Here is a 26419-nt window from a genome sequence, read left to right as displayed (position 1 = left end):
TGGCGCTTCAGGGAAAACCCTGTGTGTGCTGCAGCGAGAAAAGAACTATAGCACGAGGAATTTCCGCTTTGCAAGCGTTCCATGGGGTTTTTCTTGGTATTTCAGGATAGAAAACTCCGTAAAACGATGTAGTTCATTGATAACTATGAAGAATAACTATAAAAATAATTTTTAGCTAATTTCGACTTTTTGCCTCCAGGCAGGAGGCTTCAAGCTTCTTCAGAGCAAAACACGAACTGAAAGCTATTTTTCTCACAGAAATTCGTTAAATCATCTCCCCCGTTCTCTGACAACTCCTCCCTCTATCCTCCTCTATATAGATAGAAGAGAAACTCCCTCCGAAAAACAGTCGCCAGTCGATGGGTTGGTTGGTTGGTTGGTTGGTTGGTTGGTTGGTTGGTTGGTTGGTTAGTTGATTGATTGGCGGACAAAAGAACTGCCACACGAACACTGCATCGGCCCTGTGCCTTCAACCAACAGTGTCTCTATATAAATAGCGAGTTGAATGGCCTCCAAGATCGAGCATTATGCAGGGCTGCTAGCCACTCGGGGCCCCGGGACCGGGTGTTGGGGCGAGTCAGAGTACTTGCCGCAGTCGGAGTCACAATCGGGGATGCAAGCAGTCTGCTGTTTGAGCCCAAAGTTTGTGATTGGTCCGGGGGACCAATCACTGGGCGAGTTCAGACTGCGCCCCGATTGTGACTCCGACAAGGGGACCGGCGCATTGCGCCGGCAAGTAGTCCGCCCCAACACCCGGTCCCGGGGCCTCGAGTGGCGACCTACATAGAGCGGCTAGCACCATAAACATCCCCAAGCAGTCTCCGCAACAAAGACAAGCGAAGCATTCATCCTCCCTAAACTCTCTATATAGTCATAAAGGCATAGCAGCCTCACCGACTTGGCCCTACACTAGCCCGGAACAGATATTCCTGAGCGAAATTACTATGCATGAAGACATCCTGATTAACGTCACTCCGTTTGAAACCCGTGTTGCCCTGGTCGAGCAAGGTGCTGTCCAGGAAATTCATATCGAGCGCAGCATCCAACGCGGTTATGTGGGGAACGTCTATCTGGGAAAAGTGGCGCGGGTTTTGCCCGGCATGCAAAGTGCCTTTATTGATATTGGCCTGGAACGCGCGGCGTTTATCCATGTCGCGGACTTACGCCAGAATCGCACCGAGCGTAATCAGGGTAGTCCGACCACGCCGATTGAAAAGCTCTTGTACGAAGGTCAGTCTCTATTAGTACAAGTCATCAAGGATCCATTGGGTACCAAGGGTGCTCGTGTATCAACACAAATCAGTATTGCGGGCCGCATGTTGGTGTATCTGCCTTTTGATCCTCATATTGGCGTATCGCAACGGATTGGTTCGGATGCAGACCGGATCGAGCTGCGCGAGCGTGTCAGTCGTCTTATGCCCAAGGATGAGAAAGGCGGTTTCATCGTACGGACTCAGGCCGAATGCGCGACGGATGAAGAGATCAGTGCAGACCAGCAGTATCTGCGTACTTTGTGGACACGTATTCAGGAACGTATCCGCGAGCAAGGCGCCCCCTCTGTGCTTTATACGGACTTGAGCCTGGCGCAACGTGTTTTACGCGATATGGTGACGCCCAACACCCAATCCATCATCGTGGACTCACGCACCGTCGTGCAGGAGATGAAGGAGTGGGCACAGATTTACACGCCCTCGGTGCTTGAGCGCATCAGTCACCACAAAGGCAGTCGCGCTCTGTTTGATACAGCCCATGTGGATGAAGAAATCAATCGCGCCCTGTCGCGTCGGGTAGATTTGAAGTCCGGCGGCTATTTGATTATCGATCAGACCGAAGCACTCACTACGGTGGATGTGAATACCGGCGGTTTCGTCGGAGGTCGCAACTTTGACGACACGATCTTCAAAACAAACCTGGAAGCAGCGATTGCCCTGGCCCGCCAACTGCGTCTGCGCAATCTGGGTGGCATCATCATCCTGGACTTTATTGATATGGACGACCCTGCTCACCGGGAGTCTGTCTTGCAGGAGCTGCAAAAAGCGCTGGCCAAAGACCGCACTCGCGTGACGATCAATGGCTTTAGTCAATTAGGTCTGGTGGAAATGACGCGCAAACGTACGCGTGACTCTTTGGCGCACCAACTATGCGAGCCCTGCCCCACCTGCCAATCGCGAGGTTCCGTCCGCACGGCCCGCACAGTCTGCTATGAAATCTTGCGCGAGGTCCTGCGCGAAGCCAAACAATTCAATCCCAAAGAATTTCGTATTTTGGCGGCTCAAGAGGTCGTGGACCTGTTTCTGGAAGAAGAAAGCCAGCACCTGGCCGTGGCGGGCGACTTTATTGGCAAACCTATTTCTCTGGAAGTAGATCCACACTACTCCCAGGAACAGTACGACATTATTTTGCTGTAATTGGTCAGCATTGGGGTTGGCTGAGTAGCCAATCCCCTACATAAGCTCTTGTACGGCAAGGTCTGCTGCGTGCTCGGACACGCTCCTACACCCGCAAAGTTCAGGCACAGATACAAGCAAACCAGCAAACATCTTCTGGCATGCGGCAACTAGCAGCAGAAAAACACGCCCCGGCTTATTCGCTGATCTGATGGCGGATGATATGAAAGCCCTCTGACTCCTGAGGTGCCACAAAGTAAGAGCTGAACAAATCAAACTGCGCTTCGGTCGTCTCAAAGGGATGCTCACCACTGGCATTACGGGCATGCAAACGTGCTTTGCACAGTTCATCTGCCACATCCAGATAATGCAGTTCATGAGCCACAGCCGATTTTTCAATCAGCTCCCGCGCCCAAGCGCGTGTTGCCAAGGTATTGGACGGAAAATCCAGCACTACAGACATCCCAGCCTGCAACAAAGCAGCAATATGCGGTGCCATGGCCGCCCGCAACTGCGCTGAACAGCGCGCGTAATCTTCCAAAGACGCAATTTGACCGGGGTATACGTTAGCCAGCCAAACGTCTTCGCTGATTAGTACGGTCTTGGGCTGCTCGGACAGCTTTTTAGCAAAGGTGGATTTACCCGCCGCTATCTTGCCGCAAATCAGATAGAGCATCGCTGCTGTCGGGGCTATCTGTCTGGCTTGGGGTGTAGAGGCAAGATCCATAATCATCTCTATTCATTGAGAGGGATTAAAACAATCAACCCGCCTGAAAAAGCGGGTCACGAGCAGGACAGACTTGTCCTGCGATCAGGGCGCCTCATGTGCTGAGCGAGTTGTCCAGCACAAAGCTTGGACACTTACAGCGGCGCAACCGGTACAAAATCATCCTCGGGCAGCACTTCTTTTGGTGCATCGTCCGGGTTGCACACACCTGGAGCACGAATTGAAGTGAAGATCTCCTGAATCTCTCGCTTCACATCAGCGCGGTAAGCGTAAACCTTTGCGTCTACCCAACCCTTTTGCATCATGGTCAGATCGATCAGGATACTTTTATCCCAGCCCGCCCCCGGTTCCAGTTCGTAGCGCAAAGTGCCGTAGCTGGCCTGACGCTCATCCATTTTGAAAACCGCTGCTTTGCCACACTCGGCCTGATGCTTGAACAAGGCACGCTGAATACCCACAAAGTCCGTATTGATGCGGCGCTCCGTCTTGAAGTAACTGGGACGACGCAAATCCTGTTCTCGCAGTTCCGCACCCTGCTTGGCACACCCTGCCAACACAGCCAGCCCGGCCAGCGCAAGAATGATTTTCTTCATGATGTTCCTTATCGTGCAGCCCCAGGCTGCTTATTCGTTGAACTGAAACTGCATTTGGTAGAAACCGGCGTACACACCGTTGCGGGCCAGCAATTCGTCGTGACGGCCCTGCTCAATAATCCGCCCTTCGTCCAGCACCAGGATTTGATCCGCATTTTGTACGGTAGACAGACGATGCGCAATCACCAAGGTACTGCGGCCCTTCATCAGGGTCTCCAGCGACATCTGAACCTGACGCTCGGACTCATTATCCAGAGCCGAGGTGGCTTCATCCAGAATCAGAATGGGAGCATTTTTAATCAAGGCACGGGCAATGGCCAGACGCTGACGCTGGCCGCCAGACAGGGAATTGGCATTCTCGCCCACCATCGTATCCAGACCTTGTGGCAAGCCTTCCACGAACTCGCGCAGATTGGCTGCCTCCAGCGCTTCCCAGATACGTTCCGGCGTAACATCGGCTCCTGCACCATAGGCCACGTTTTGGCCAATCGTCGCCTCAAACAGCACCACGTCCTGGCTGACCAAAGAAATCTGGCTACGCAAGCTACGCAAGGTCAGCTCTTCGGAGGGAATGCCATCTACCCGCACTTGCCCACTGCTAGGAATCAAGAAACGCGGCAACATATTGGCCAGTGTGGTCTTGCCACTACCGGAACGGCCAACCAGGGCAATGGTCTGGCCGGGCTGCACCGCAAAACTGACCTCGGACAAGGTATCGCGATGCGCGTTGGGGAAACGATGTGACACCGAGTCGAACTCGATATGACCATGCACAGGCTGCGTGAACTCTCGAGTCCCGGTATCGGGCTCCGGGTCCTGATCAACCAGCTTGAAGACACTTTCTGCCGCCACCAGCATGCGCTGCATCGTGCCGGTGATATTGGTCAAACGCTTGATAGGATCAAAAATCTGTCCCAGGGCAGCCATGAAAGCGGCAAAGCTACCGATAGTCAGCGTGCCGGTATTGGCCTGGTAAAGAGCGACAAAAATCACTCCGGCCACGGCAATCGACACAAACAACTGTGTAATAGGCGACAGAGCGGCATCCGCAGAAGCTGCACGCATGGCGAAGCGGCGCAGGCGCGCATTCACATACATGAAACGGGTGTTTTCGCGCTCGTAGCCATCAAACAGCTTGATGACACGTTGGGCATCGATAGCTTCACTGACCACACGAGTCAGCTCGGCATTCATGTTCACGGTATCGCGGTTGATGCGGCGCAGGCGACGCGACACCAGTTTGGCCACAAAGACCGAGGCGGGCATGACCAGAAACACGATCACGGTCAATTGCCAGGACATGTAAAGCAGAACACCCAACAAGGCGATCACGGTCAAGGTTTCACGCACTACGACGGTGACCACCTCGGTGGCCACGCCAGTCATGGTGCCGGCATCAATCGTGAAGCGGTTCAGCAAACGGCCAGTATCCCCCTGCTTGAACTCCGAATCGGACAATCCCAGCAAGCGGGAGAACATGTCACCACGTAAAGTCAGCAACATTTTGTTGGCGATCCAGGCAAACAAATAAGAACTGCCGTAACTGGTCACGCCGCGCACAAACATCAGCCCGATCACCGCCAGCGGGATGGACCACATATAGTCCGGATTGGCACCCGTAAAGCCATCATCCAGCAAAGGCTTCATGATCACCGCCAGCACTGGCTGGGTAGCTGAGGAGATGCTGACCAGGATCAGCGCCAGCACCGCCACCTTCCAATAAGGCAGCAAACGGCTATAAATGCGCTTCCAGAGATCGGATTTGACAGGATCGTGCCCAGCAGGCTTGATTTTGGTTTCTATGGCGTTGGACAACGAGGACACCCTATATACTATCTAATTGTGTTTATTCTAACGCTCATTGCCTGAGTCGAGCGCCTCCGCACTTGTTGGTTCTGCCTAGTTGTCCTGTTCATGTCTGATCCCTCTGCCCTTTATTTACGATTGCCTAATTGGCTAGGCGATGTATGCATGAGCCTGCCGTGTTTACAGGCTCTGCTGGATACCGGTTTGCCCGTCGTGGTTTGCGCCCGTCCCTGGGCCCGCGAACTGCTGTCGGCTTACCCCTTGCATGGCTTCATCCCCATGAGCAGCCACTGGCACCAGGATGCCAAGGCCATACGCCGTTATCGTCGCCAGCACGGCCATCGCCAAGCGTATGGCCTGCTGCTGCCCGATTCGCTGAGCAGTGCCCTCAGCTTCAAACTGGCAGGTCTGCCAGCCTGCGGTTACCGGGACGATGGCCGTAGCCTTTTATTACGATGGCCGTTAAATAAGCCGCAAAAGCAGTTGCATGCGGTGCAATCCTGGTTCTATATTGTTCAGCAGGCTTTGGCGCTGTGGAAATTGAACCCGGCGCCTGAACAAGCCCCAGCCACCCTGGATTTGACGCTCAGCCCCCTGCAACGGCAAGAAGGCGACAACAGTCTACGCCAAGCCGCCCTGCGCCCCGGTGACTATATTCTGATCGCCCCTACCGCAACGGGACTGCACAAAGGCCGCGTCAAAGTCTGGCCGTATTTCGACCAACTGACCCGCCATCTGCAAGCCCAAGGCAAAACCGTCATTATGTGCCCCCCGCCCAACGAGCATGAGGCTGCCCTGCAAAATGCGCCCAGCGCACGTTGCCTGCCGCCCCTGCCTTTAGGAGCGTTTGCGCGGCTTTGCCAACAGGCGCAGTGGGTTATTTGCAATGACTCTGGCGTCTCCCATGTCGCGGCAGCCATCAAGGCCCAGCAGCTGACCTTATGTGGCGTCACCAACCCTGAAGACACCGGTCCCTGGTCGCCACGGGCGATTTGCCTGGGGCGCGATGGCCAATGGCCAACGCTGGACGAGGTGGTGCAAGTGCTGGAGTCAGAGCGGGAGCACCCATGAATGTATCGAGCATCCTGACCAGCCTGGTCATTCCGCTGAATTTGTTTGCCGCCCTACTACTTGTGGCGGTGCTGCTCTTTATCTTGCGCCTGCGCAAAACCGCCGCCGCTCTGGCCTTGGCCGGACTGCTCTGGACCGGCGCCTGGTCCCTGCCTGCCACCAGTCTGTATGCGGGCGGTTATCTGGAAAAAATGTATCCCTATCAGCCGGCTGAGCAGGTAACGCAAGCCGATGCCATTGTGGTTCTGGGCGGCCACACCGCTCAAAACCGCAGCAATTGGTTCTTGCCCCAAACAGCACAGAAAACATCGGCGCGGGTAGAACGAGCGGCCGATCTGTATAAAGCGGGCCGTGCACCTTACATTGTCTTGTCGGGAGCCGCGCTGGACGGCGGCATCAGTGAAGCCAAGGTCATGGCCAACACCCTGACTAATCTGGATGTGCCCGCCTCGGCCACACTGATGGAAAACGAAAGCCTGACCACCCAGCAAAATGGTGCATACACCGCCCAGCTACTGCAAGAAAAGCAGGCCAAGAAAGTCTTGTTGGTAACCTCTGCCCTGCACATGCCGCGCGCCATGGCAATTTTCCGCAAGCAAGGGGTCGATGTCATTGCGGCTGGTGCCGCCCCACAGCTAACGGTTCCGAACAGCCCCGAGTTTTCCATGTGGAAACCCAATCTGATGGCCCTGCAATCCAGCCGCTCCATCATCAAGGAATATGTCGGGATTCTGGTGTACTGGTCCCGAGGCTGGGCATGATTTGCCGTTCTGAATGTGGGGCCTGCTGTATCGCCCCCTCTATCTCCAGTCCTATCCCCGGCATGCCCCACGGCAAGCCTGCGGGTGTGCCTTGCGTTCAGCTGGACGAACAGCTACGTTGTCGGATTTTTGGCCAACCCGAACGCCCTGCCTGTTGCTCGGGCTTGCAAGCCTCGCCGGAAATGTGTGGGGAAAAGCGGGAAGATGCCTTGATCTGGCTGACGGAGCTGGAAACACTCACTGCTCCGTCCCTCAACAACTAAGCATAAAAAAAGCGTTCTGAAATACACTCAGAACGCTTTTTACTACAGGCTTGGCCTGCACCTGACTTTATAGCGCCCGCGCCTTCAAATAGGCCTGATAGGTATCCACCGAAAAACGCTGCGCATCAAAACGGTTTTCTGCGCGCTGCCTGGCACGCTTGCCCACGGTATGCAAGCAGTACTTCTGACATAACATGTCTCGGACATGCGCCTCAATGGCTGCCACGTCTCCACAAGGCACCACCCAACCCTCATGCAAATGCTCGATGCTTTCCGGTAAACCACCCGCATTGGAGATCAAGACGGGCAGCCCCAAAGCCAAGGATTCGTAGCACGCGTACGAGGCCGACTCTTTGTATGAAAGCACAAACCCCACATCACAGGCAGCCAGGATCGACCGCACATCCTTAACCAAGCCGGGGAAAACCAATTGTTCGGCACAGCCCAAAGCCTGCACTTGCTCCCGAACAGCCTGCGCAGGTGGATCACCTGCTACCACAATCCGAACGCGCTGCTTGAGTTCCGGCTCCAGACGGGACACTGCTTCAACCAGCAGCAACCAACCTTTTTCCAGATCCGTGCCACCCACTGAGCCCAGCACCAAACTGTTCTCTGCCAAATCAGCGCCGAAAAGTGCTTGGCGTGCAGCCTGCTTTTCCTGCGCGGAAACCGGGGAATAATGCTCCAAGTCCAGACCGTGATAAATCCGCTCAACGTTGCAACGCCGATAATCAGAATTGGCGAGTTGGCGGGCAACATAATCGCTGACAGCAATGCAAAGATCAGTCCCAAAGCGCGCCCGCAAACGGTTACCCATGCTGTGTAGGCGCTTGGTATTGTGTTTGGTCCAGATAATAACGGGAGGATTCGACAAGGTTTTGCAGGCGATCATGACATGACGATGATCGGTACTGCCATTGCAATGCACGATATCGAAGGCTTCGCGCTGCAAAAAACGGCGCAGGTTCCAGATTTCCGACAAGGCCGTCCCGATACGGGCGGTATACAGGCCTGGCAACACTCTTACACCGGGTATCTGCGACGCTTCCCGATACAGTCGGCCCGTTGCCGGTGCCGCCAGAGTGAATTCACACTGATGGGCCAAACCGCGCAACAAACCCAGAATATAGGTGACATGGCCACCGCCATTACCATGGTGAATATCAGTGATCAGGACCTTCAAAACTCGCTCCGTCAGCGGCTGTGAATGACAGACAAATACTCAGATCGAGCATCTACAGGCCACAAAGTGTATCCGCTATTGCGTAAGCTGAACAATGACTGAACAGCAGTTTTGACGATTTAATCTCGGTAAAAGAGAAAACCTGGCTGCACCTGCCTTTAATCTTGGCGGCGAAGCAACACTTTTTGATACAGGTCCTGATAGCGAGTCGCGACGGCAGGCCAACTGAATTGCACCAATAACTCACGCGAGTTCTCGATCAGGTTCCTGGCCATGGCCGGGTCCTTGCTGATTTTCTCAATCGCCTGAGCCAGTTCCTGAGCATCCTCCGGATGGCTGAGCAGCAATGCGTGATAGCCGCCCTGCACATATTGGGCAAAGCCGCACCACGGAGCCGGGCTCAGGACAACCGGCAAGCCATAGGACATGGCTTCCAGCGGTGCCATGCCAAAGCTGTCATTCAGGGTGGGATGCACGTAGATATCGGCAGCGCGATAAAAAGGTTCGACGTTAGAGGTTTCACCCTGCAGGATAACGCGATCCTGCATATTCAGAGTCTGAAGCTGCTGGCGTATCTGGTCACGCAAACCCGGTTTTCCGCCCACCACCAGCAATCGATAATGAGAAGGCAGTTTCGCCAAGGCTTCCAGCACCGTATTCAAGCCTTTACGCAGCGGATTACGAGCCACCAACAGGCAGACAACCTGATCGTTCGCAAAACCCAAAGACTCGCGAACCTGGGTGCGCTCCTGGCCTTGGGCATCGGCTTGCGGCAAGGCCACACCGGGAGCAATGACGGGATAGTCGTGCACGCTGCCATAGGCTTGCTGCAATTGTTCGGCAATCAGGCCCGAAACGGCGACTACGGCATGAGGACCAGGGCGCAAACGGCGTTTTTCCAAACCCAGATACCCCCAGACCCTCGGGCTGAAGTAGGAGCCCAGTTTTTTCAATAAAGGCAAAGGCCGCACGCGCCAGTTAAACCGCACGGGGGTGACATGCACTACTTCCACGTCCCCGCACCAGCCGTTCATGTGCGAGTGCACAATATCAAAACCTTGCGCCGTGGCCTTGGCGGCCTGACGGGCAAACAGGATGCCGCGTATCCAGCCCGGCCAATGCGACCAATGTCGAATAGGCACATAGGCCAGCTTCAAATCACAGCGACTGTCATATTCGCGCGCAAACACAGTGATTTCGTGTTTTTCGGCCAGCTCGCGCATCAGCTCCACCCCATACGCTTCAGCGCCGCCAAAGCGGTTACCGAAACGGTCGACCACAAAAGCGATGCGCAGGCGCTCGGGAATCGCAGCGGGAGTATCGCGGGTTTGATCTGAGCTCATGAGCGGGAAACCGTACGACGCTTGTCTTCCAGGCGTGTCACGCACTTTTGCACGAAGCGCAAAATATTGGTGGAACGCGAGACCGTCACACGGGGCAAGTCAAACAAATCATCGTCTGAACGAGCCAGACCGCGATTGGTCGTGGTGGCATTCAGATAACCAGCCTGACGCACCTGTTCACGAATAGCCTGATTCTGATCGCCATAGGGATAGCAAAACGCGCTGACTTCCACTTGCAGCACGTCTTGCAGCTCCGCCTTGGATTGCGCGATCTGGTAATGGGCAATTTCCGAGGACACATCGGTCAGATGCACATGGTCCAGCGTATGCGAACCGGCTTCATGACCGGCGTTCACCCAGGCGCGCAGTTCTGGCAAGGACATCAGACCGGAATGCGGCACTCCTTTGGGTTGGTCCCAGAAGTTCGAACCGTCCAGATGCCGCGCCACAATGTAATTGGTCGCCGTAAAGCCCAATTCATCCAGCACCGGCATAGCGTTCTGAAAGACGTTACGGTAGCCATCATCAAAGCTGATCCCCACAACCTTGCCCTGCTTTTCACCCCGCAGGTACGGCATCAGTTGCGCCATGGATAAACCACGGTAACCCAAGCGCTTGAGCCAAGTCATCTGGCGCCGAAAATCAGTAGGATGCACGGTCAAACCACGGTAAGGCGAGCCCTTGGGAGCAGGCACCCCGACCTGGTGGTACATAAGAATCGGAATCATAGGCGGCATTATAAGGGGCTAATCAGACTTCTGACGGGTGTAATACCACAGCTTACTATATCGAAACAGGCTGCCAGAAGCGGCCATACACGCCAGAATGAAGCCTTGCGGGCCATCCAGGAAACCCCGTCGAACAATATAGTGACGCACAAAGGTCCAGCTGGCATGGCCAGCAATGCCCGGCAGGCTGGTGGTCTTGCCCTTGGCCTGCATTTGACGGGCCGCATCCGAGGAATAACGGTTGATCTTGTCGATAAAGACTTCAAGGCTGGCGTAGGGGTAATGCAGAAAATGTCCATCCAAGACCAGGACTGGATGCTCGGTCTGCACGCTTTCATGGACTTTGGCGTCGTTAAAACGGGCTGTACCACGCTTGAACAGTCGTAATACCCGGTCTGGCCACCAACCGCTATGGCGCATCCAGCGGCCAGCGAACTCTGACAGGCGGGCAATCCGGTAAGCTGTACCACGAGGCTGAGTCATTTCCTGCTGAATCAGTTGTGCAAGCTCGGGCGTAACACGCTCGTCCGCATCAATGGACAGCACCCACTCGCCCGTGGCCTGATCCAGTGCCCGATTCTTCTGCGGCCCAAAACCGGGCCAATCCGGGGTGACCGTCACGTTCGCCCCCATGGAACGGGCGATCTCCACCGTCTCATCCGTACTGCCCGAGTCCACCACAATAATCTCGTCCGCAAAGGCAACGGATTCCAGGCAGGCACGAATATGCGCCTGCTCGTTTTTCGTAATCAGGATAACGGACAGGCGCTTGCCAGAACTCGACGCGGCGCTTTGCCCTACTTCTGTCGTTGACGACGACGCCATGCTTTCCACCTGTTGAAAATCGGACCAATCACGGGATGTACCGCAACATTCAGCCTGCGTCCTACCGATACGCCCGTCGTGTCACGCACGGCGAAACGATAAATGTGCAAAGGATCGCTACCAGGCTGGTTGGAGCCGAAGGCGCGCGTTGTATACAGATAGCGGAAACCGGCTTGCTGGGCGACCTGCACATAATCAGGATCAAAATAGCCTTGCGGCCAACACAGCTGGTCAGAGACCATACCCATATTGGCCTTCAAGGTCTGACGGGATTGCTCCAGTTCCCAACGCATCTTGTCGTTCTTTTGATCGCGCTGTTCGCTCAGGTCCCAGCGAGTATGGGTATGAGTATGACTGTGGAACTCGAACACACCATCAGCCTGCATGGCGTGGATTTCACTCCAGCGCAAAATCACCTCGTCGCTGCGACCTTGCTCGATACGCGCTTCACATTCACGATGATCCGGGCATTCGGGCACGTCCTGGCCCTGGCCCAGATAAGGGCGCACAGGCCCCTCATTGATCCAGCTTGTCACCAGGAAAATCACGGCATTGAAGCCATATTTTTTCAACAAGGGATAAGCGTAGACCCAGTTATCCAGGTAGCCGTCATCAAAGGTAATCAGTACCGATTTGGGCGGTACGCCCTGCCCTTGCAAATGGCCTACAAATTGCTCGGTTGTCAGGCTGGTCCAGCCGTTTTTCTTCAACCATTGCAAATGCTGCTCGAAATGCTCGGGACTGGCATTGATCATGCCCCCTTCCGGGGTGACATGGTGGTACATCATGACGGGCACGGTGCTTGCCACTTTCATCCCTGAAGCTCCTTTAACCAAGCATAATAAGCGCCTTCCAGCCGGTCGCCCATGGCAACCGGGGTAAAGCGCTCGTCGCTACGACAAAACAGGCGCCCTGCGGCTCCCATTTCCTGACGCAACTCCGTGCTCCGGATCATTTTTTCCAAGGCGGCACGCCACTGCTCCGGGTCGTGCAAATCCGCCAGCAAACCGCTGCGGCCTTCTTGCATCATCTCCGGGACCCCGCCAACGCGACTGCCCAGCACAGGAATGCCGGCGCTTCCAGCCTCCACAAAAACAGTGCCCGACGCTTCCATATGGGTCGCCAAGGCAAAAATATCCAGATTGGGCAGAATCGAGGGCACATCTGCACGAGCGCCCAGCATATGAATCCGCCCTTGCAGGCCCAGCTCCGCGATCAAGGCCTGCAACTGTTCATAGCCCGGAGAGCCGCCCCCCACCAGCACCAAGTGCAATTGAGGGTAGCGATCAAATAAAGGCTGCATGGCGGCGATCAGTTCATGATGGCCTTTTTCGCGCCGCAATACGGCAACGCAACCTACCAGCAAGGTATCAGACGCCAAACCCAACTGGGCACGCAAATCCAGGAGGGGCGCTGAATCAATCACGCTGGGATCGACACAGGGATAGACCACCCGAACATGCCCAGGTTTCACGCCCCGCTCGATCAGGTGATCGCGCACATAATCGCTGGGCGTAATCACCCGTTTGGGCACGATGGTGTAAGACATCAAGGAGCCCACTTTCTTGGCCAGATGGCGCGTACGCACAATCAAGGGGGTTCCCGCCAGGCGCCCGGCCACACCGGCCAGCATGGTGTCACGGCGGCTATGGCTGTTCAGCACATCAAACTGACCTTGGCGCAAGACCCGACGCAACTGGCGCACACCGCGCATGTAATTGGCCGGGCCATCCATCAACAGGGTATGAACCACAAAACCCTCGTCGCGCAGGCGCTCGGTCAACTGGGCGTGGGGTTGGCAGGCGGCCTCCACCTGATGCCCCCTTTCGCGCAAGATGCGCATGGCTCGCAGGATGTAGTTTTCCTGACCACCAAAGCTGGTGGCAGCTTCCGAGTGCAGAATGCGCAAGGGCCTCATCGGTAGCTGATCTCCACCTCGCGCGTGGCGTCCCAGCCTTCCAGCTGCTCCAGCAAGGAATCCGCCAGACGAACACGCCACTGCGGGCCCAACTGCACCACGCACTCATAATCGGGACGCAGCAGTTGTACCTCGACCGGCACCCCGCCCTGCTCCTGGGCACGGTGTGGTGCCAACAAGGTTTGCAGACGCTGTGCGTCGGCATTATTGTTCAGGCCGATGCTCAGGCAACTGGCACGGGCTTCACGGGCCAACTGCAAGTCAAAAATAGCATCAGCATTGATCCGCAAGCCGCCGGTGTAATCGTCGTTGCTGACCTTGCCCTGGATGATGATCAACTGGTCTTCTTTCAGACGCTGGCGATGCTCTTCAAACAGCTCATTGAAGATGGCCACTTCCAGCTGCGCCGAGCCGTCATCCAGCATGGCGTAAAGCATCTTGCCGCGACGTGTCATGCGTACACGCACCGCTGACAGCACACCGGCAAACCACTGCGGACTGCGCGACGCTTCCAGACGTGCCAACGGTGTCGGTGCAAAACGGCGGACCTCATCACGCCAGGCGTCAAACAAATGGCCGCTGAAGTAAAAGCCCAGTGCCGTCTTTTCCTGACGCAAGCGATCTTGCAGGCTCCAGGGAGCCACTTTCGCAACCTCGCCTTCCACAATATCGTTGGAGTCGTCATCAAACAGCGAAGACTGGTTGGCGCTACGTTCGGCCTGTTCGGCAGCTTCGGTAGCGGCACCGATACTGGCCAGCAAAGCGGCGCGGTTTTCATCAATCGTGTCAAAAGCGCCGGCACGCACCAAGGCTTCAATGGTGCGCTTGTTCACCTGATGGCGGTCTACGCGACGGCAGAAATCAAACAGACTGGTGAAAGGACCGCCTTGCTTGCGAGCATCCACAATCGCTTCAACCGCAGCCTGACCGGTACCCTTCACGGCGCCCAGACCATAGCGCATGGTGCGTGGCGGCAAGCCTTTTTCCGTATAGCTATCCTGCACAGGCTCAAAGCGATAGTTGGACGCATTGATATCTGGCGGCAAGACTTCCACGCCATTGGCCAGCGCGTCTTTCCAGAAAATCTGGACCTTGTCGGTATCGTCCATATCGGACAACAAAGTCGCGGCCAGGAACTCGGCCGGATGGTGGGCTTTGAGCCAGGCCGTCTGATAGGCGATGAGAGCATAAGCAGCGGAGTGACTCTTGTTAAAGCCATAGCCCGCAAACTTTTCCATCAGGTCAAACAGCTTGACCGCCAATTCAGGGTCGTGGCCTTTCTTGACCGCCCCTTCCTCAAACAGAACCCGGTGCTTGGCCATCTCCTCGGGCTTTTTCTTGCCCATGGCACGGCGCAGCAAGTCGGCACCACCCAGCGAGTAGCCACCGATAATCTGCGAGATCAGCATCACCTGTTCCTGGTAGACGATGACTCCGTAGGTGCTGCTCAAGGTGCTTTCCAGATCCGGGTGGAAGTAATCGACCTCGGCTCGACCGTGTTTACGGTTCACGAAGTCCACCACCATGCCCGACTCCAGCGGCCCCGGACGATACAGGGCCAGCATGGCGATAATGTCTTCAAAAGTGGAAGGCCGCAGACTGCGCAGCAGCTCCTTCATCCCACGCGATTCCAGCTGGAACACCGCTGTCGTATTACCTTCGCACAACAGCTTGTAGGAGGCGTCGTCATCCAATGGCAAGGCCATGATGTCGAACTCGCGCTTGTCCGCATTGAACTGGCGTACATAGCGCACGGCCCAGTCCAGAATCGTCAGGTTACGCAGCCCCAGAAAGTCGAACTTGACCAGGCCGGCAGCCTCCACGTCGTCCTTGTCGTATTGCGACACGGCGTTGGCGTCCGGGCCAGACTGGGCATACAGCGGGCAAAAATCGATCAATTTGCCGGGTGCAATCAAGACCCCCCCGGCGTGCATGCCCACACTACGGGTCAGGCCTTCCAAGGGACGGGCCAGATCGATCAGGGCTTTGACTTCCTCGTCGTTCTCGTAACGCTCGCGAAAGGCCGGCTCATCGGCCAGCGCACGTTCCAGCGTCCAGGGATCGGCGGGGTTGAAAGGAATCAGTTTGGACAAGCCATCGCACAGGCTGTAAGGCAATTCCAGCACACGGCCTACGTCGCGCACCACGGCTTTTGCGCCCAGAGTACCGAACGTGGCGATCTGGCTGACGGCCTGACGGCCATATTTCTGTTTAACGTAATCAATAACGCGTTCGCGGTTGTCCTGACAAAAGTCCACGTCAAAGTCAGGCATGGATACCCGCTCGGGATTCAGGAAACGTTCGAACAGCAAGTCATAGCGCAAGGGATCCAGATCAGTAATCCCCATGCTGTAAGCCACCAGGGAACCCGCCCCCGAACCCCGGCCCGGCCCTACGGGCACGCCATTGTGCTTGCCCCAGTTAATGAAGTCCGCCACGATCAGGAAGTAGCCGGGAAAGCCCATGGAAATAATGGTGTTGCACTCCCACATCAAACGCTCTTCGTAAGTGGGGCGTTGCTTCTCGCGCTCCTCGGGGTCGGCATACAGCTGCTTCAAGCGGATTTCCAGCCCGTCTTTGGCCTGTTGAATCAGGAAGTCACCCAGCGACATGCCATCGGGCGTGGGAAAATCGGGCAGATAGGGTTTGCCCAGTTCCAGCTCCAGGTTGCAACGCTTGGCAATTTCCAGCGTGTTTTCCAGCGCAACAGGAACGTCCGCAAAGCGCTGCTGCATTTCGTCCGAGCTTAGAAAATACTGCTCTTGCGTAAAACGCTTCACACGCTTGGGGTTGGCCAGCTGTTCGCCTTCGGCAATACACACCCGCACCTCATGCGCGCGGAAATCGTCCGGGGCAATAAACTGAATCGGGTGCGTAGCAACGACAGGCAGGTCCATCTCTGCTGCCAAACGCATGGCAGCTTGTACATACAGCTCATCGCCGTCCGCACCGCTGCGCTGCAGTTCAATATAGAAGGCGCCGGGAAACAGGTCTGCCCAATGACGGGCGCAATCACGGGCCAAATCCAGATTGCCATCGGCCAGAGCCTGGCCTACATCACCCATACGAGCACCGGACAAGGCAATCAAGCCACTGCACTCTTTCAGCCAGGCGCGCTGTACCTCTGCCCGCCCCTTGTATTGGTTACCCAGCCAGGCGCGGGTCAGAATGTCACACAGGCTCAAGTAACCGGCCTCGTTTTGCACCAGCAATAGCAAGCGCGACGGTTTTTCGCGGTCTTCCTCGTTTTGCAGCCAGATATCACAGCCCATGATGGCTTTCAGCCCGGCTTTACGCGCCGAGGTATAGAACTTGATCTGTCCAAACAAGTTGCACAAGTCCGTCAAAGCCAGTGCAGGCTGCCCATAGGCCTGCGCTTTCTTGATCATTTCGGGAATACGGGCGATGCCGTCCACCACGGAGAACTCCGAGTGGGATCGCAAATGGACAAAGGAAGGGGTGGTTTCGCTCATGATGGAATTGTACTGAAGCCAATAGACATTGGTGACCCTGAAGCGATGCTCAAGGTGAATAAGGGCAGGCAATATGTTTCGATTGGTTCACATCTCACTGAACAACAAACGCACAATCACCCGCCCCCTGCCGACCAATACCAAAATAACAAACAATCTAGCGCTGCAAGGCAGCCCAGGCTTTTTCCAGCCGCTTGACCGAGACAGGCATGGGGGTGCGCAGTTCCTGGGCAAACAAGGACACACGCAGTTCCTCCAGCATCCAGCGGAAATCCCGCAAACCGCTATCAGTCGCACCTTTCAGCGCGGCCACGGCACGCTGGTACTTGGTCAGCAAAACCGACATATCCTGCATCAGGCGTTGATCGCGAGCCGGGTCGGCACGCAGCTTGTCCACCCGTGTTTGTACCGCTTTCAAGTAACGCGGCATATGCGCCAACTGCGCGTATTCATTGCTTTCCAGAAACAAGGTGGGCATCAAGGCGTTCAATTGCTGCTGTATGTCTTTCAAAGCCTCGGGGTGGGCCTTGATTTGCGCCAGTTTCTTCTGGGCGGCACTCCATTCAGTCAGAATCTGCCCGGCCAGACGCGCCACTTCCTGGGCCACCAGACCCAGACGGCTGCGGCCCTCCTGCACGCGAGCCTCGAACTCGGCCTGGTTCTTGGGCCAGGGCTCCATCATGCAGGACTGCTCCAGAGCCACATCAATAATCTGGTCACGCAATTGCTCCTGCGTCCCCAGATTGATGTACAGCATGCTGATACGAGTCAGGTCCGTAATGTTCTTTTCCAGAAAGCGCACCTGCTCGCGCAGGGCCAAACGGAACAAGCGGCGCAAACCCTGACGGTGCTGACGCTGGGCCTGGGCCGGGTCATCGAACACATCCAGATCGCAATGGGTTTTCTTGTCGATCAAGGCCGGATAGCCAATAAAGCTGCGCCCCTTGCGTTTGATTTCCATCAGCTCGGGCAGTTCACCAAAGCTCCAGCTGGTCAGTTGCTCGTGATCCAGCACTTGCGCTACCTGTTCGTCGCTGGCGGCCATTTGCTGGAAGGAGGCCTGGGCCTGACGGCCATGCTCGGCCTTGAGCTGATCCAGATTGCGACCGCCCGACAACATGCGGCCATGCTCGTCAATGACCCGGAAGTTCATGAACAAGTGCGTCGCCAGCGTCTCGGGCTTGAAGTCACTGCGCTGCGGCCTTTGCTTGAGCTGAGTCCACATATCCTGCGAAATGGCGTCCAGCAGACTCATGCCCGGATCGGCTGCTTTTTCAAACCAGCGTTGGTGAAAAGCGGCAGCATAATCGGGCAGCGGCACACAATGGCGGCGGATGCGTTGCGGCAAGGATTTCAGCAAAGCCAGCACTTTTTCTTTCAGCATGCCGGGCACCAGCCACTCGCAACGCGCAGCGTCGATCTGGTTCAAGGCGAACAAGGGAACGCTCAAGGTCACCCCATCGCGCACCGAGCCCGGCTCGAAGTGATAATCCAGCGCCATCTTCACGCCCTGCCATTCAACGGAGCGCGGAAAGACCTCGGTGGTGATGCCGGCTGCGTCGTGCTGCATCAATTCGTCGCGGTTCAGCTCCAGGCCCTTGGCCTCTTCTTTGGACAAGCCCTTGAACCACTTTTCCAATGTGGCGGTCTGGTACACGTCCTTGGGAATGCGCTGATCGTAAAACGCGTAAATCAGTTCTTCGTCCACCAGAATATCGGGACGGCGGGATTGGTGCTCCAAACGCTCTACCGCCTGTATCTGCTGACGGTTATGACGCAGGAAAGGCAGGTTGGAGTCGATCTCGCCTGGCACCAGAGCCTGGCGCAAGAACAACTCGCGTGCCTGCACCGGATCAATGCGGCCAAAGTGAATGCGACGGCCACTGTAAATCAGCAAGCCATACAAGGTAGCGCGCTCATTGGCCACTACCTGCCCGGCTTTCTTCTCCCAGCGCGGATCGCCCCAGGTTTTGCGCAGCAAATGGGCACCGACTTTCTCAATCCACTGCGGCTCGATACGCGCCACACAGCGGGCAAAGAGTCGCGTGGTTTCCATCAGCTCGCCCGCAAGTATCCAACGGCCTGCTTTCTTGACCAGCTTGGAGCCGGGGTGAATCACAAAGCGCAATTCACGCGTGCCTTGGTAGACACCCGTTTCTTCACTCTTGTAGCCAATATTGCCGATCAAGCCCGTCAACAAGGCCAGATGCACCTGCTCATACGTGGCTGCCGAGGGGTTGGCGACCCAGCGCTGCTCCTGTACCAGACTGCGTAATTGGGTATGAACATCCCGCCATTCACGAATACGCAAAGGGGACAACAAAGCCTGTTTGACGCTATTGGCAAACTTGCGCTGCGAGCTTTGTTCCTGCGACAGCTCTTCCAACCAGTTCCACAGCTTTACATAGGACAGGAACTCGGACTTGTCGTCGTTGAAACGGGCATGGGCCTGATTGGCTGCTTCACGCTCATGGACAGGACGATCACGCGGATCTTGCACGGACATAGCCGAGGCCACGATCAGCATTTCCGTCAAACAATGATGTTCATGACCGGCCAGAATCATGCGGGCCACACGCGGGTCCACAGGCAGTTTGGCCAGGGAACGGCCTACCTTGGTCAGGCGCTGCTGTTCATCCAGCGCACCCAGCTCTTGCAGAATTTGATACCCATCGGCAATCGCACGGCCAGTGGGCGGCTCCACAAAGGGGAAGGTTTCCACATCGTCCAGATGCAAGGCCTTCATGCGCAAAATCACCGAGGCCAGCGAGGAGCGCAAAATCTCGGGATCCGTAAAGGGGGGGCGGCTCTTGAAATCCTGCTCGTCATACAGACGAATACAGATACCGGGGCCAATACGACCGCAACGCCCTGCCCGCTGGCTGGCCGAGGCCTGACTGATCGCTTCAATACGCAGTTGCTCGACCTTGTTGCGCCAGGAATAGCGCTTGATACGCGCCAGACCACTATCGACCACAAAGCGAATGCCGGGCACGGTCAGCGAGGTTTCTGCCACATTGGTCGCCAGCACCACACGGCGCGCATTGCCTTTGGGTCGGAAAATACGTTCCTGATCCGCCTGCGACAGACGCGCAAACAAGGGCAGGATCACGGTATTGATGGGCTTTTCTTTTTCCAGCGCCTCGGTGGCTTCGCGGATTTCACGCTCACCTGGCAGGAAGACCAGAATGTCGCCCGTACCATGCCGGGCACATTCCTGCACCGCATCCACAATGCCTTGCATCAGATCCCGCTCCTCCTCGGAGGCGGAACGGCGTTCTTCGGCATCGACCAAAGACGGGTCCAGAATCGGGCGGTACACAATATCGACGGGATACAGACGGCCCGAAACTTCAATGACAGGCGCCTTCCTGCCCTTGTGGGCAAAGTGCTGCGCGAAACGCTCGGCATCAATTGTGGCCGAGGTAATGATCAGCTTCAGGTCCGGACGCCGTGGCAACAGTTGCTTTAAAAAACCCAGCAGAAAGTCGATGTTCAGACTGCGTTCATGGGCCTCGTCAATAATGATCGTGTCATAGCGGCTTAACAGGGGATCGCGCTGGGACTCGGCCAGCAAGATCCCGTCTGTCATCAATTTGATGGCCGAGCGCGGTCCGGTCTTGTCGTTAAAGCGGATTTGGTACCCTACCCAGTCACCAATCTCCGATTGCAGCTCCTGGGCAATACGCTTGGCGACCGACGTGGCGGCCAGACGGCGCGGCTGAGTATGACCAATAATCTTGCCCTGCAGGCCACGGCCCAGCTCCAGACAGATTTTGGGTAATTGGGTGGTTTTGCCCGAGCCGGTTTCACCACACACAATGACCACCTGATGGTCTTTGATCGCCTGCGCAATTTCGGCCCGTCGGGCGCTGACTGGCAGGTCATCAGGATAAGAAATTGTTGGTAAAGAGTGTGGGTTTTCAGTCAATTCGTCGGACTCGTGCATGAAAGGTAGTTTCTGGTACAGACATCATTATAATTTTGGCTTGAAACCATTTGGACGCAAAGATCCCCCGCAATGAACACAGACATCCCCGACTCGTACAACGCCATCGAACCACCTGATGAATCCCAGGCACAATTTGTGCGATGGTTCAGGGAAGTGGCGCCTTATGTACACGATTTTCGTGGCAAGACGTTCGTGGTGGCCTTTGGGGGCGAGCTCATCAACGATGGACTGCTCTACACCCTGATCCCGGATTTGTCGCTGCTGTCAGCACTGGGCATCAAGCTGGTGCTGGTGCATGGCTCCCGCCCCCAGGTCAATGAGCAACTGCGCCTGAAAGGCGAAACCACGCAATTCGGTCGCGGTACCGAGCCAACCAGTGCGGTCGCTCTGGAATGCGCCAAAGAAGCCGCTGGTGAAATTCGCCTGGATATTGAAGCCGCTTTCAGCCAGGGTTTGCCCAACACCCCCATGTCACATGCCCAGATTCGCATCATTTCGGGCAACTTTGTGACCGCGCGTCCGGTGGGCGTGATTGATGGCCTGGACTTCAAGCATTCTGGCGCGGTACGCAAACTGGACGTGGACGCCATGCGGCTGATCATGAGCCAAGGAGCGCTTATTCTACTCTCCCCATTGGGTTTTTCTCCAACTGGCGAGGCCTTTACCCTGGACATGGAAGACCTGGCCACCAGCACGGCCATCGCCCTGCGCGCTGAAAAGCTGATTTTCCTGACCCCGGAGCATATCGGGCACTCCAATAATCTGGATATCGATTCGGAGCTGGCTCGTGCCGATGCCGACTCCCTGCTGGCCTCGGGCAAGCTGGACGAGGACTGCTCCACCTTCCTGCGCTACGCCTCGCAAGCCGTCAAACGCGGTATTGCCCGTGCGCACCTGGTGCCCTACAAGCAGGACGGCAGCATTTTGCTGGAGATCTTCACCCACGATGGGGTGGGCACCATGGTGGTGGAAGACACACTGGACGATTTGCGCCCGGCCAATCTGGACGATGTGGGTGCAATCGTGCAACTGATCGAACCCCTTGAAATTGACGGCACCCTGGTCCCCCGCGGCCGTTCGGTCATCGAGCGCGAGGTGGAGCAGTTCACGGTTCTGGAGCACGACGGCATTATTTACGGCTGTGTGGCATTAATTCCGTACGAAGAAGAAAGCATGGCCGAAATGGCCTGTCTCATCGTGCACCCGGAATGGCAAGGCTCGGGCGAAGGTGAAATTCTCTTGCGCCATACCGAAGCCAAGGCCCGTGCGGCCGGCTTCAAGCGTCTTTTTGTGCTGACCACCCGCACGTCTCACTGGTTTATCAAGCGTGGCTTTGTACAAGGTGGCGTGTCCGATCTGCCCAAGGGCAAGCAGTCGCATTACAACCGTTCGCGCAACAGCATGGTCTTTATTAAAAAGCTGTAAGCCGGTTTGCCACTCCTGCGCCCCTAAGTACAATACGCCCATCCAAGCATTTGATTGAAAAGGAACACATATGGCACGCATGATTCACTGTGTGAAGCTGAAACAGGAAGCCGAGGGCCTGGAGTTTCCCCCCTACCCCGGCGAGCTGGGCACCAAGATCTGGCACTCGATTTCCAAACAGGCCTGGGCCAACTGGATGGACGTGCAAACCCGTCTGGTGAACGAGAACCGCCTGAACCTGGCCGACGCCCGTGCCCGCACGTATTTGAAAGAACAGATGGAGCAATATCTGTTTGAAGACAAGGACGTGGAAGCCGACGGTTTTACCGCCCCTTCCGCTTAAGTCCCGATTCAGGACACGCACGCAGACCCCGGAGCATTACCATCGTGCTCCGGGGTTTCTTTATTTTTGCCCCCGACTCCCCCGCCTTTCCCCGCATTCTTATCAAATAGCCCCACCTTCAGCACGCAGCCAAAACGTAATTAAATGAAACGCTGCGCGACAAGTTAGTTTCAGACTGGTCAAAAATCAAAAGAAATGGGATTTTTCTACAGTTACCTGAAGCCCTAAGGCACAAAATCACGGCTGGCCTTGATGCGCATACAGTGCCCAAGCCACACCGGCCCATCACGTGTCCATGTCTGAGCAGCCTTGCGCCGAGCCCTGCACAGCACCGCCGCTTACTGCTTTACCCACAGGAAAAGAAGTTCATGTGCCGCCTAGACCTACCCGAGATTGACCAGTACTCCACTCACTTGCGCCTGTGGCTGGTCAACCTGAGCTATTTGGAGGCTTTGTATGGGCCGCAGTTTCATGCTTTTGTGCTGGATACCGTGCAGCAAAGGCTGCTGGACTGTGGGCTGACTGCCAATGAAATCTTTATCCGGGGAGATTTTGTCCTGATTGCCTTGAAGCAGTTGGGCAAGCAACACCGCTTTCAGCGTACCCATCCCAATGCCCTGGCCCAATTGCTGGGTGCGGCACTGGAGTGTGACCCCATCACCCAGGATGAGCACCGCATCTACCTGCACACCCAGATGGCTTACCACTACGATAGCCGTCAGTACGACACGAATCAGCTCCACCCTCCCGCTCCCAACCCCTGCTCTCATAATCATCCAGCCACGCTGGCCGCCTGGCACAAAGTTTGGGCCAAGACGTACCGGGACGATATGAGTCTGGCAGTTCGCATGCTGGATGATTTACAAAATGGGCTGCTGGCCCTGGCCTTTCAGCCCATCTATCACCTGGGTGAAAAACACAAGAACAAGGACTTTTATGAAGAAGCCTTGATTCGTCACTGTGGCACGGCGGATTACTCTTTACCCGAGGCCATCGCCGCTCTGGAGCGATTAGGTCTGGTGTCCCGGCTGGATCGCAGTGTCTTGGGCAGTGTGGTGGAGCTGCTCAGTACAAAACCTGGTCTTTGTCTGGGAGTGAATATCTCCGCAGGCTCCCTGCAGGACGATTTGTGGTGGCAGGATCTGTTCAGCTATCTGGACAGTCGCCCGGATGTGGCCCAGCGCCTGATTCTGGAGGTGACGGAAACCGGCACCATCGCCCACAAGCCCACGGCGCTGCGCCTGATTGCCCAACTGCAAAACCTGGGGGTACGGATTGCTCTGGACGACACGGGATCGGGCAATAGCACCCTCGCCTTTCTGGTGCAGACCCATGCCGACATTATCAAAATTGACCGCTCGATCTTGCTGCGGGCACGCAGCCCCGGTCAGCCAGCCCATTTGCTGCGCAATCTGGTCAATGTCTGCGCCGATTACAGCCCCTACGTGATCATCGAAGGTGTCGAGGACGAGGCTGATCTGGAGTTTGTGCGCCAGTCCGGTGCGCACGGCGTGCAGGGCTATCTGCTGGCCTTGCCAACGCTGACCCCGCCCTGGTGGAACTCAGCAGTATTGATTACGGTGCAGGATGCGGTACTGCTACGTACCCAGTTCTATCCTGACCAAGCCCCCCAAGGCTACGGCTTTAGTTTTTGAAAAGCAAACAAGCCTTGCATGGTGTCATGCAAGGCTTGCAGCAAGAAGGCCCGGGTCGGAATCAGGCTTTGTCTTCGGATTCCGGTTCTGGCAAGGGTTCACCACGTGCAGTACGCTCGGTGTTTTTCACACCGGTGTGACGCACGTCGTCACCACGCACCATGTAGATCACGCGTTCAGCCATGTTCTTGGCGTGGTCGCCAATACGCTCCAGCGCACGGGCGATAAAGATCAGGTCGATAGAGTGCGAGATCGTGCGTGGATCTTCAATCATGTAAGTGATGATGTGACGCAGCGAACCCTTCCACTCACGATCCACTTCCTTGTCGCTACGCACAATCTGTGCTGCGTGTACGGCATCCTGGCGCGCAAAGGCGTCCAGCACATCGTTGATCATGCCAGCGACTGAGGAGCTCATGTGACGCAGTTCCACCACGGGCTCGTAGCCAGCGGTACCTTCGTGCAGACGGCGAGCCATCTTGGCGATGCGCTCGGCCTCGTCCCCGCAGCGTTCCATATCGGTCAGCATTTTGGAGATGGACAGCAACATGCGCAAGTCAATGGCGGTGGGTTGATTACGGGCGATCAGGTTGGTGATGCGCTCGTCAATTTCCACTTCCAGGCGGTTGATTTCTTTTTCACGCTCGCGAACCTGGTCAACCAGCGACATATCCCCGGTTTGCAGGGCTTCGGTCGCACTGCGAACCATAGATTCAACAATACCGCCCATCTGCAAGAACAGCGAACGGGTGGCCTCCAGATCGGAGTGAAACTGCTTATTGGTATGTTCGTTCATAGTGGCCTTCTGTAACAGCAAAATGGCTCGCGCCAGCGCTTAATCCGTGCATAGATTAAGCACCGATTATGACAGAGACATTAAAATTCAGAAACCGTCGCCAGGCAGGGTACGCACACCCTGTTGACCGGCAATCAAGGCCACGCTGGCTGGGGTAATCGCGAACAGGCCACAGCACACCACACCGGGCATATTGTTGATCTGGGCTTCCAGAGCAGCCGGGTCTGCAATCGACAAACCGGACACGTCCAGAATCAGGCCACCGTTATCGGTGACAAAGCCCGTACGCTCGACGGGATTACCGCCCAAGGCGCGCAATTGGCGAGCCACGGCATTCTTGGCCATGGGGATGACTTCCACCGGCAAGGGGAACGCACCCAGGCGATCCACCAGTTTGGAGTCGTCCACAATGCACAGGAACTTGTCCGAGACCGAAGCCACGATTTTCTCGCGGGTCAAAGCGCCACCACCGCCCTTGGTCATGTTCAACGCCGCATCGATTTCGTCGGCACCGTCCACATACCAGTCCATGCGTTCGATGGTGTTCAAGTCTTGCACTGCAATACCCAGACTTTGCAGGCGAGCGGTCGAGCGCTCCGAGCTGGAAGCAGCAGCCTTGAAGGCATGTTTGTGCGCCGCCAGAGCATCAATAAACAAATCAACCGTGGAACCCGTACCCACACCCAGAATGGAATCCGGGGTCAGGAAAGGAAGGACGTAATCAACCGCAGCCTGAGCCACCTGTTGTTTGAGTTCGGTCTGTGTGTACATGGCAGATATAAAAATGGGGGGGCTTGGCCCCCCTTGGTTTACTTAAGAAAACGAGCGGCAAATTTGCCTTCGTTGAAACCCACGCTGACCTCGCCCTCGGGCGTAATCAGCAAGGGGCGGCGCACCAGCGCCGGAAATTCAGCAATCAAGGCCAGCCATTGGGCATCGTCCTGCGGCTCTTTACGTTCCGCAGGCAGATTACGCCAGGTCATGGAGGCACGATTGACCAGCTTGGGCCAGCCACCCAGCTCCTGCGCCCATTGTTGCAGGCGGGCCGCTTCCAAGGGATGTTCACGGTAATCCACAAAGTTCAAAGGCAGACCGTTTTGCTCAAACCAGGCAATCGCCTTTTGGCAGGTGCTGCAATTTTTCAAACCATACATCGTGAACACGGCAATA

Annotated in this window: 21 protein-coding genes; 7 read left to right on the top strand and 14 right to left on the bottom strand. The window is 56.2% G+C overall.

Annotated elements, in window-relative coordinates; all coding sequences use genetic code 11:
- Positions 1 to 944: 944 nt before the first annotated feature.
- A complete protein-coding gene (rng, locus tag WFM49_RS09465) occupies positions 945 to 2408 on the top strand; it encodes a ribonuclease G (RefSeq protein WP_009461688.1) in 1464 nt (487 codons plus the stop codon).
- 175 nt (positions 2409 to 2583) lie between these two features.
- Here the strand turns inward: rng and WFM49_RS09460 are convergent, their stop codons facing one another.
- The 3 genes from WFM49_RS09460 to msbA all read right to left on the bottom strand — a co-directional run bounded on the left by WFM49_RS09460 (position 2584) and on the right by msbA (position 5531).
- A complete protein-coding gene (locus WFM49_RS09460) occupies positions 2584 to 3114 on the bottom strand; it encodes an AAA family ATPase (protein ID WP_250756921.1) in 531 nt (176 codons plus the stop codon).
- A gap of 134 nt (positions 3115 to 3248) precedes the next feature.
- Positions 3249 to 3707, bottom strand: coding sequence for a hypothetical protein (locus WFM49_RS09455; protein ID WP_009461686.1), 459 nt, complete (start codon positions 3705 to 3707; stop codon positions 3249 to 3251).
- Positions 3708 to 3737: 30 nt separating this feature from the next.
- On the bottom strand, positions 3738 to 5531 hold the full coding sequence (gene msbA, locus WFM49_RS09450; protein ID WP_009461684.1) for a lipid A export permease/ATP-binding protein MsbA: 1794 nt from the start codon (positions 5529 to 5531) through the stop codon (positions 3738 to 3740).
- Between the two features lie 147 nt (positions 5532 to 5678).
- Between msbA and WFM49_RS09445 the strand changes: the two genes are divergently transcribed.
- The 3 genes from WFM49_RS09445 to WFM49_RS09435 are packed head-to-tail and all read left to right on the top strand — an operon-like array spanning position 5679 to position 7608.
- Positions 5679 to 6584, top strand: coding sequence for a glycosyltransferase family 9 protein (locus WFM49_RS09445; RefSeq protein WP_035270695.1), 906 nt, complete (start codon positions 5679 to 5681; stop codon positions 6582 to 6584).
- Positions 6581 to 7345, top strand: coding sequence for a YdcF family protein (locus tag WFM49_RS09440; protein ID WP_009461680.1), 765 nt, complete (start codon positions 6581 to 6583; stop codon positions 7343 to 7345). The genes WFM49_RS09445 and WFM49_RS09440 overlap by 4 nt, the downstream gene beginning before the upstream one ends.
- Complete coding sequence (locus WFM49_RS09435) at positions 7342 to 7608, top strand: YkgJ family cysteine cluster protein (RefSeq protein ID WP_203144973.1); 267 nt, start codon at positions 7342 to 7344, stop codon at positions 7606 to 7608. The genes WFM49_RS09440 and WFM49_RS09435 overlap by 4 nt, the downstream gene beginning before the upstream one ends.
- Before the next feature lie 67 nt (positions 7609 to 7675).
- Here WFM49_RS09435 and WFM49_RS09430 read toward each other — a convergent pair whose 3' ends face one another.
- The 8 genes from WFM49_RS09430 to hrpA all read right to left on the bottom strand — a co-directional run bounded on the left by WFM49_RS09430 (position 7676) and on the right by hrpA (position 21027).
- Entirely contained in the window at positions 7676 to 8791 is a 1116-nt protein-coding gene (locus WFM49_RS09430; RefSeq protein WP_035270697.1) for a glycosyltransferase family 4 protein, read from the bottom strand.
- A 158-nt stretch (positions 8792 to 8949) separates the two neighbouring features.
- Entirely contained in the window at positions 8950 to 10134 is a 1185-nt protein-coding gene (locus WFM49_RS09425; RefSeq protein ID WP_247965788.1) for a glycosyltransferase family 4 protein, read from the bottom strand.
- Entirely contained in the window at positions 10131 to 10847 is a 717-nt protein-coding gene (locus tag WFM49_RS09420) for a polysaccharide deacetylase family protein (protein WP_009461672.1), read from the bottom strand. Before WFM49_RS09420 ends, WFM49_RS09425 begins: the two co-directional genes overlap by 4 nt.
- 33 nt (positions 10848 to 10880) lie before the next feature.
- Positions 10881 to 11687 (bottom strand): glycosyltransferase family 2 protein, encoded by an 807-nt coding sequence (locus WFM49_RS09415; RefSeq protein ID WP_009461667.1) that lies wholly within the window; start codon positions 11685 to 11687, stop codon positions 10881 to 10883.
- Entirely contained in the window at positions 11660 to 12502 is an 843-nt protein-coding gene (locus WFM49_RS09410) for a polysaccharide deacetylase family protein (RefSeq protein ID WP_022983576.1), read from the bottom strand. Before WFM49_RS09410 ends, WFM49_RS09415 begins: the two co-directional genes overlap by 28 nt.
- Positions 12499 to 13605 (bottom strand): glycosyltransferase family 4 protein, encoded by a 1107-nt coding sequence (locus WFM49_RS09405; protein ID WP_083053968.1) that lies wholly within the window; start codon positions 13603 to 13605, stop codon positions 12499 to 12501. Before WFM49_RS09405 ends, WFM49_RS09410 begins: the two co-directional genes overlap by 4 nt.
- On the bottom strand, positions 13602 to 17078 hold the full coding sequence (gene dnaE, locus WFM49_RS09400) for a DNA polymerase III subunit alpha (protein WP_336972917.1): 3477 nt from the start codon (positions 17076 to 17078) through the stop codon (positions 13602 to 13604). Before dnaE ends, WFM49_RS09405 begins: the two co-directional genes overlap by 4 nt.
- A gap of 157 nt (positions 17079 to 17235) precedes the next feature.
- Positions 17236 to 21027, bottom strand: coding sequence for an ATP-dependent RNA helicase HrpA (gene hrpA, locus WFM49_RS09395; RefSeq protein WP_254499571.1), 3792 nt, complete (start codon positions 21025 to 21027; stop codon positions 17236 to 17238).
- Positions 21028 to 21099: 72 nt separating this feature from the next.
- Between hrpA and argA the strand changes: the two genes are divergently transcribed.
- The 3 genes from argA (at position 21100) to WFM49_RS09380 (ending at position 24453) form a co-directional block, all read left to right on the top strand.
- Positions 21100 to 22455, top strand: coding sequence for an amino-acid N-acetyltransferase (argA, locus tag WFM49_RS09390; RefSeq protein ID WP_009461662.1), 1356 nt, complete (start codon positions 21100 to 21102; stop codon positions 22453 to 22455).
- A 70-nt stretch (positions 22456 to 22525) separates the two neighbouring features.
- Positions 22526 to 22798 (top strand): oxidative damage protection protein, encoded by a 273-nt coding sequence (locus WFM49_RS09385; RefSeq protein ID WP_009461661.1) that lies wholly within the window; start codon positions 22526 to 22528, stop codon positions 22796 to 22798.
- A gap of 368 nt (positions 22799 to 23166) precedes the next feature.
- A complete protein-coding gene (locus WFM49_RS09380) occupies positions 23167 to 24453 on the top strand; it encodes an EAL domain-containing protein (RefSeq protein WP_009461660.1) in 1287 nt (428 codons plus the stop codon).
- A 61-nt stretch (positions 24454 to 24514) separates the two neighbouring features.
- Here WFM49_RS09380 and phoU read toward each other — a convergent pair whose 3' ends face one another.
- The 3 genes from phoU to WFM49_RS09365 form a co-directional block, all read right to left on the bottom strand.
- Complete coding sequence (gene phoU, locus WFM49_RS09375; RefSeq protein ID WP_009461659.1) at positions 24515 to 25249, bottom strand: phosphate signaling complex protein PhoU; 735 nt, start codon at positions 25247 to 25249, stop codon at positions 24515 to 24517.
- Positions 25250 to 25336: 87 nt separating this feature from the next.
- The gene (gene rpiA, locus WFM49_RS09370) at positions 25337 to 26020 is read right to left on the bottom strand and encodes a ribose-5-phosphate isomerase RpiA (RefSeq protein ID WP_009461658.1); all 684 of its coding nucleotides are present in this window, start codon (positions 26018 to 26020) and stop codon (positions 25337 to 25339) included.
- A gap of 38 nt (positions 26021 to 26058) precedes the next feature.
- Positions 26059 to 26403, bottom strand: a complete 345-nt coding sequence (locus WFM49_RS09365) for a Spx/MgsR family RNA polymerase-binding regulatory protein (protein ID WP_009461656.1) — start codon at positions 26401 to 26403, stop codon at positions 26059 to 26061.
- Positions 26404 to 26419 lie beyond the last annotated feature (16 nt).

The organism is Alcaligenes sp. PF14 (genome assembly GCF_037150615.1).
GTDB classification, from domain to species: domain Bacteria; phylum Pseudomonadota; class Gammaproteobacteria; order Burkholderiales; family Burkholderiaceae_B; genus Alcaligenes; species Alcaligenes phenolicus.
This window is presented reverse-complemented; position numbering and strand designations above follow the sequence as displayed.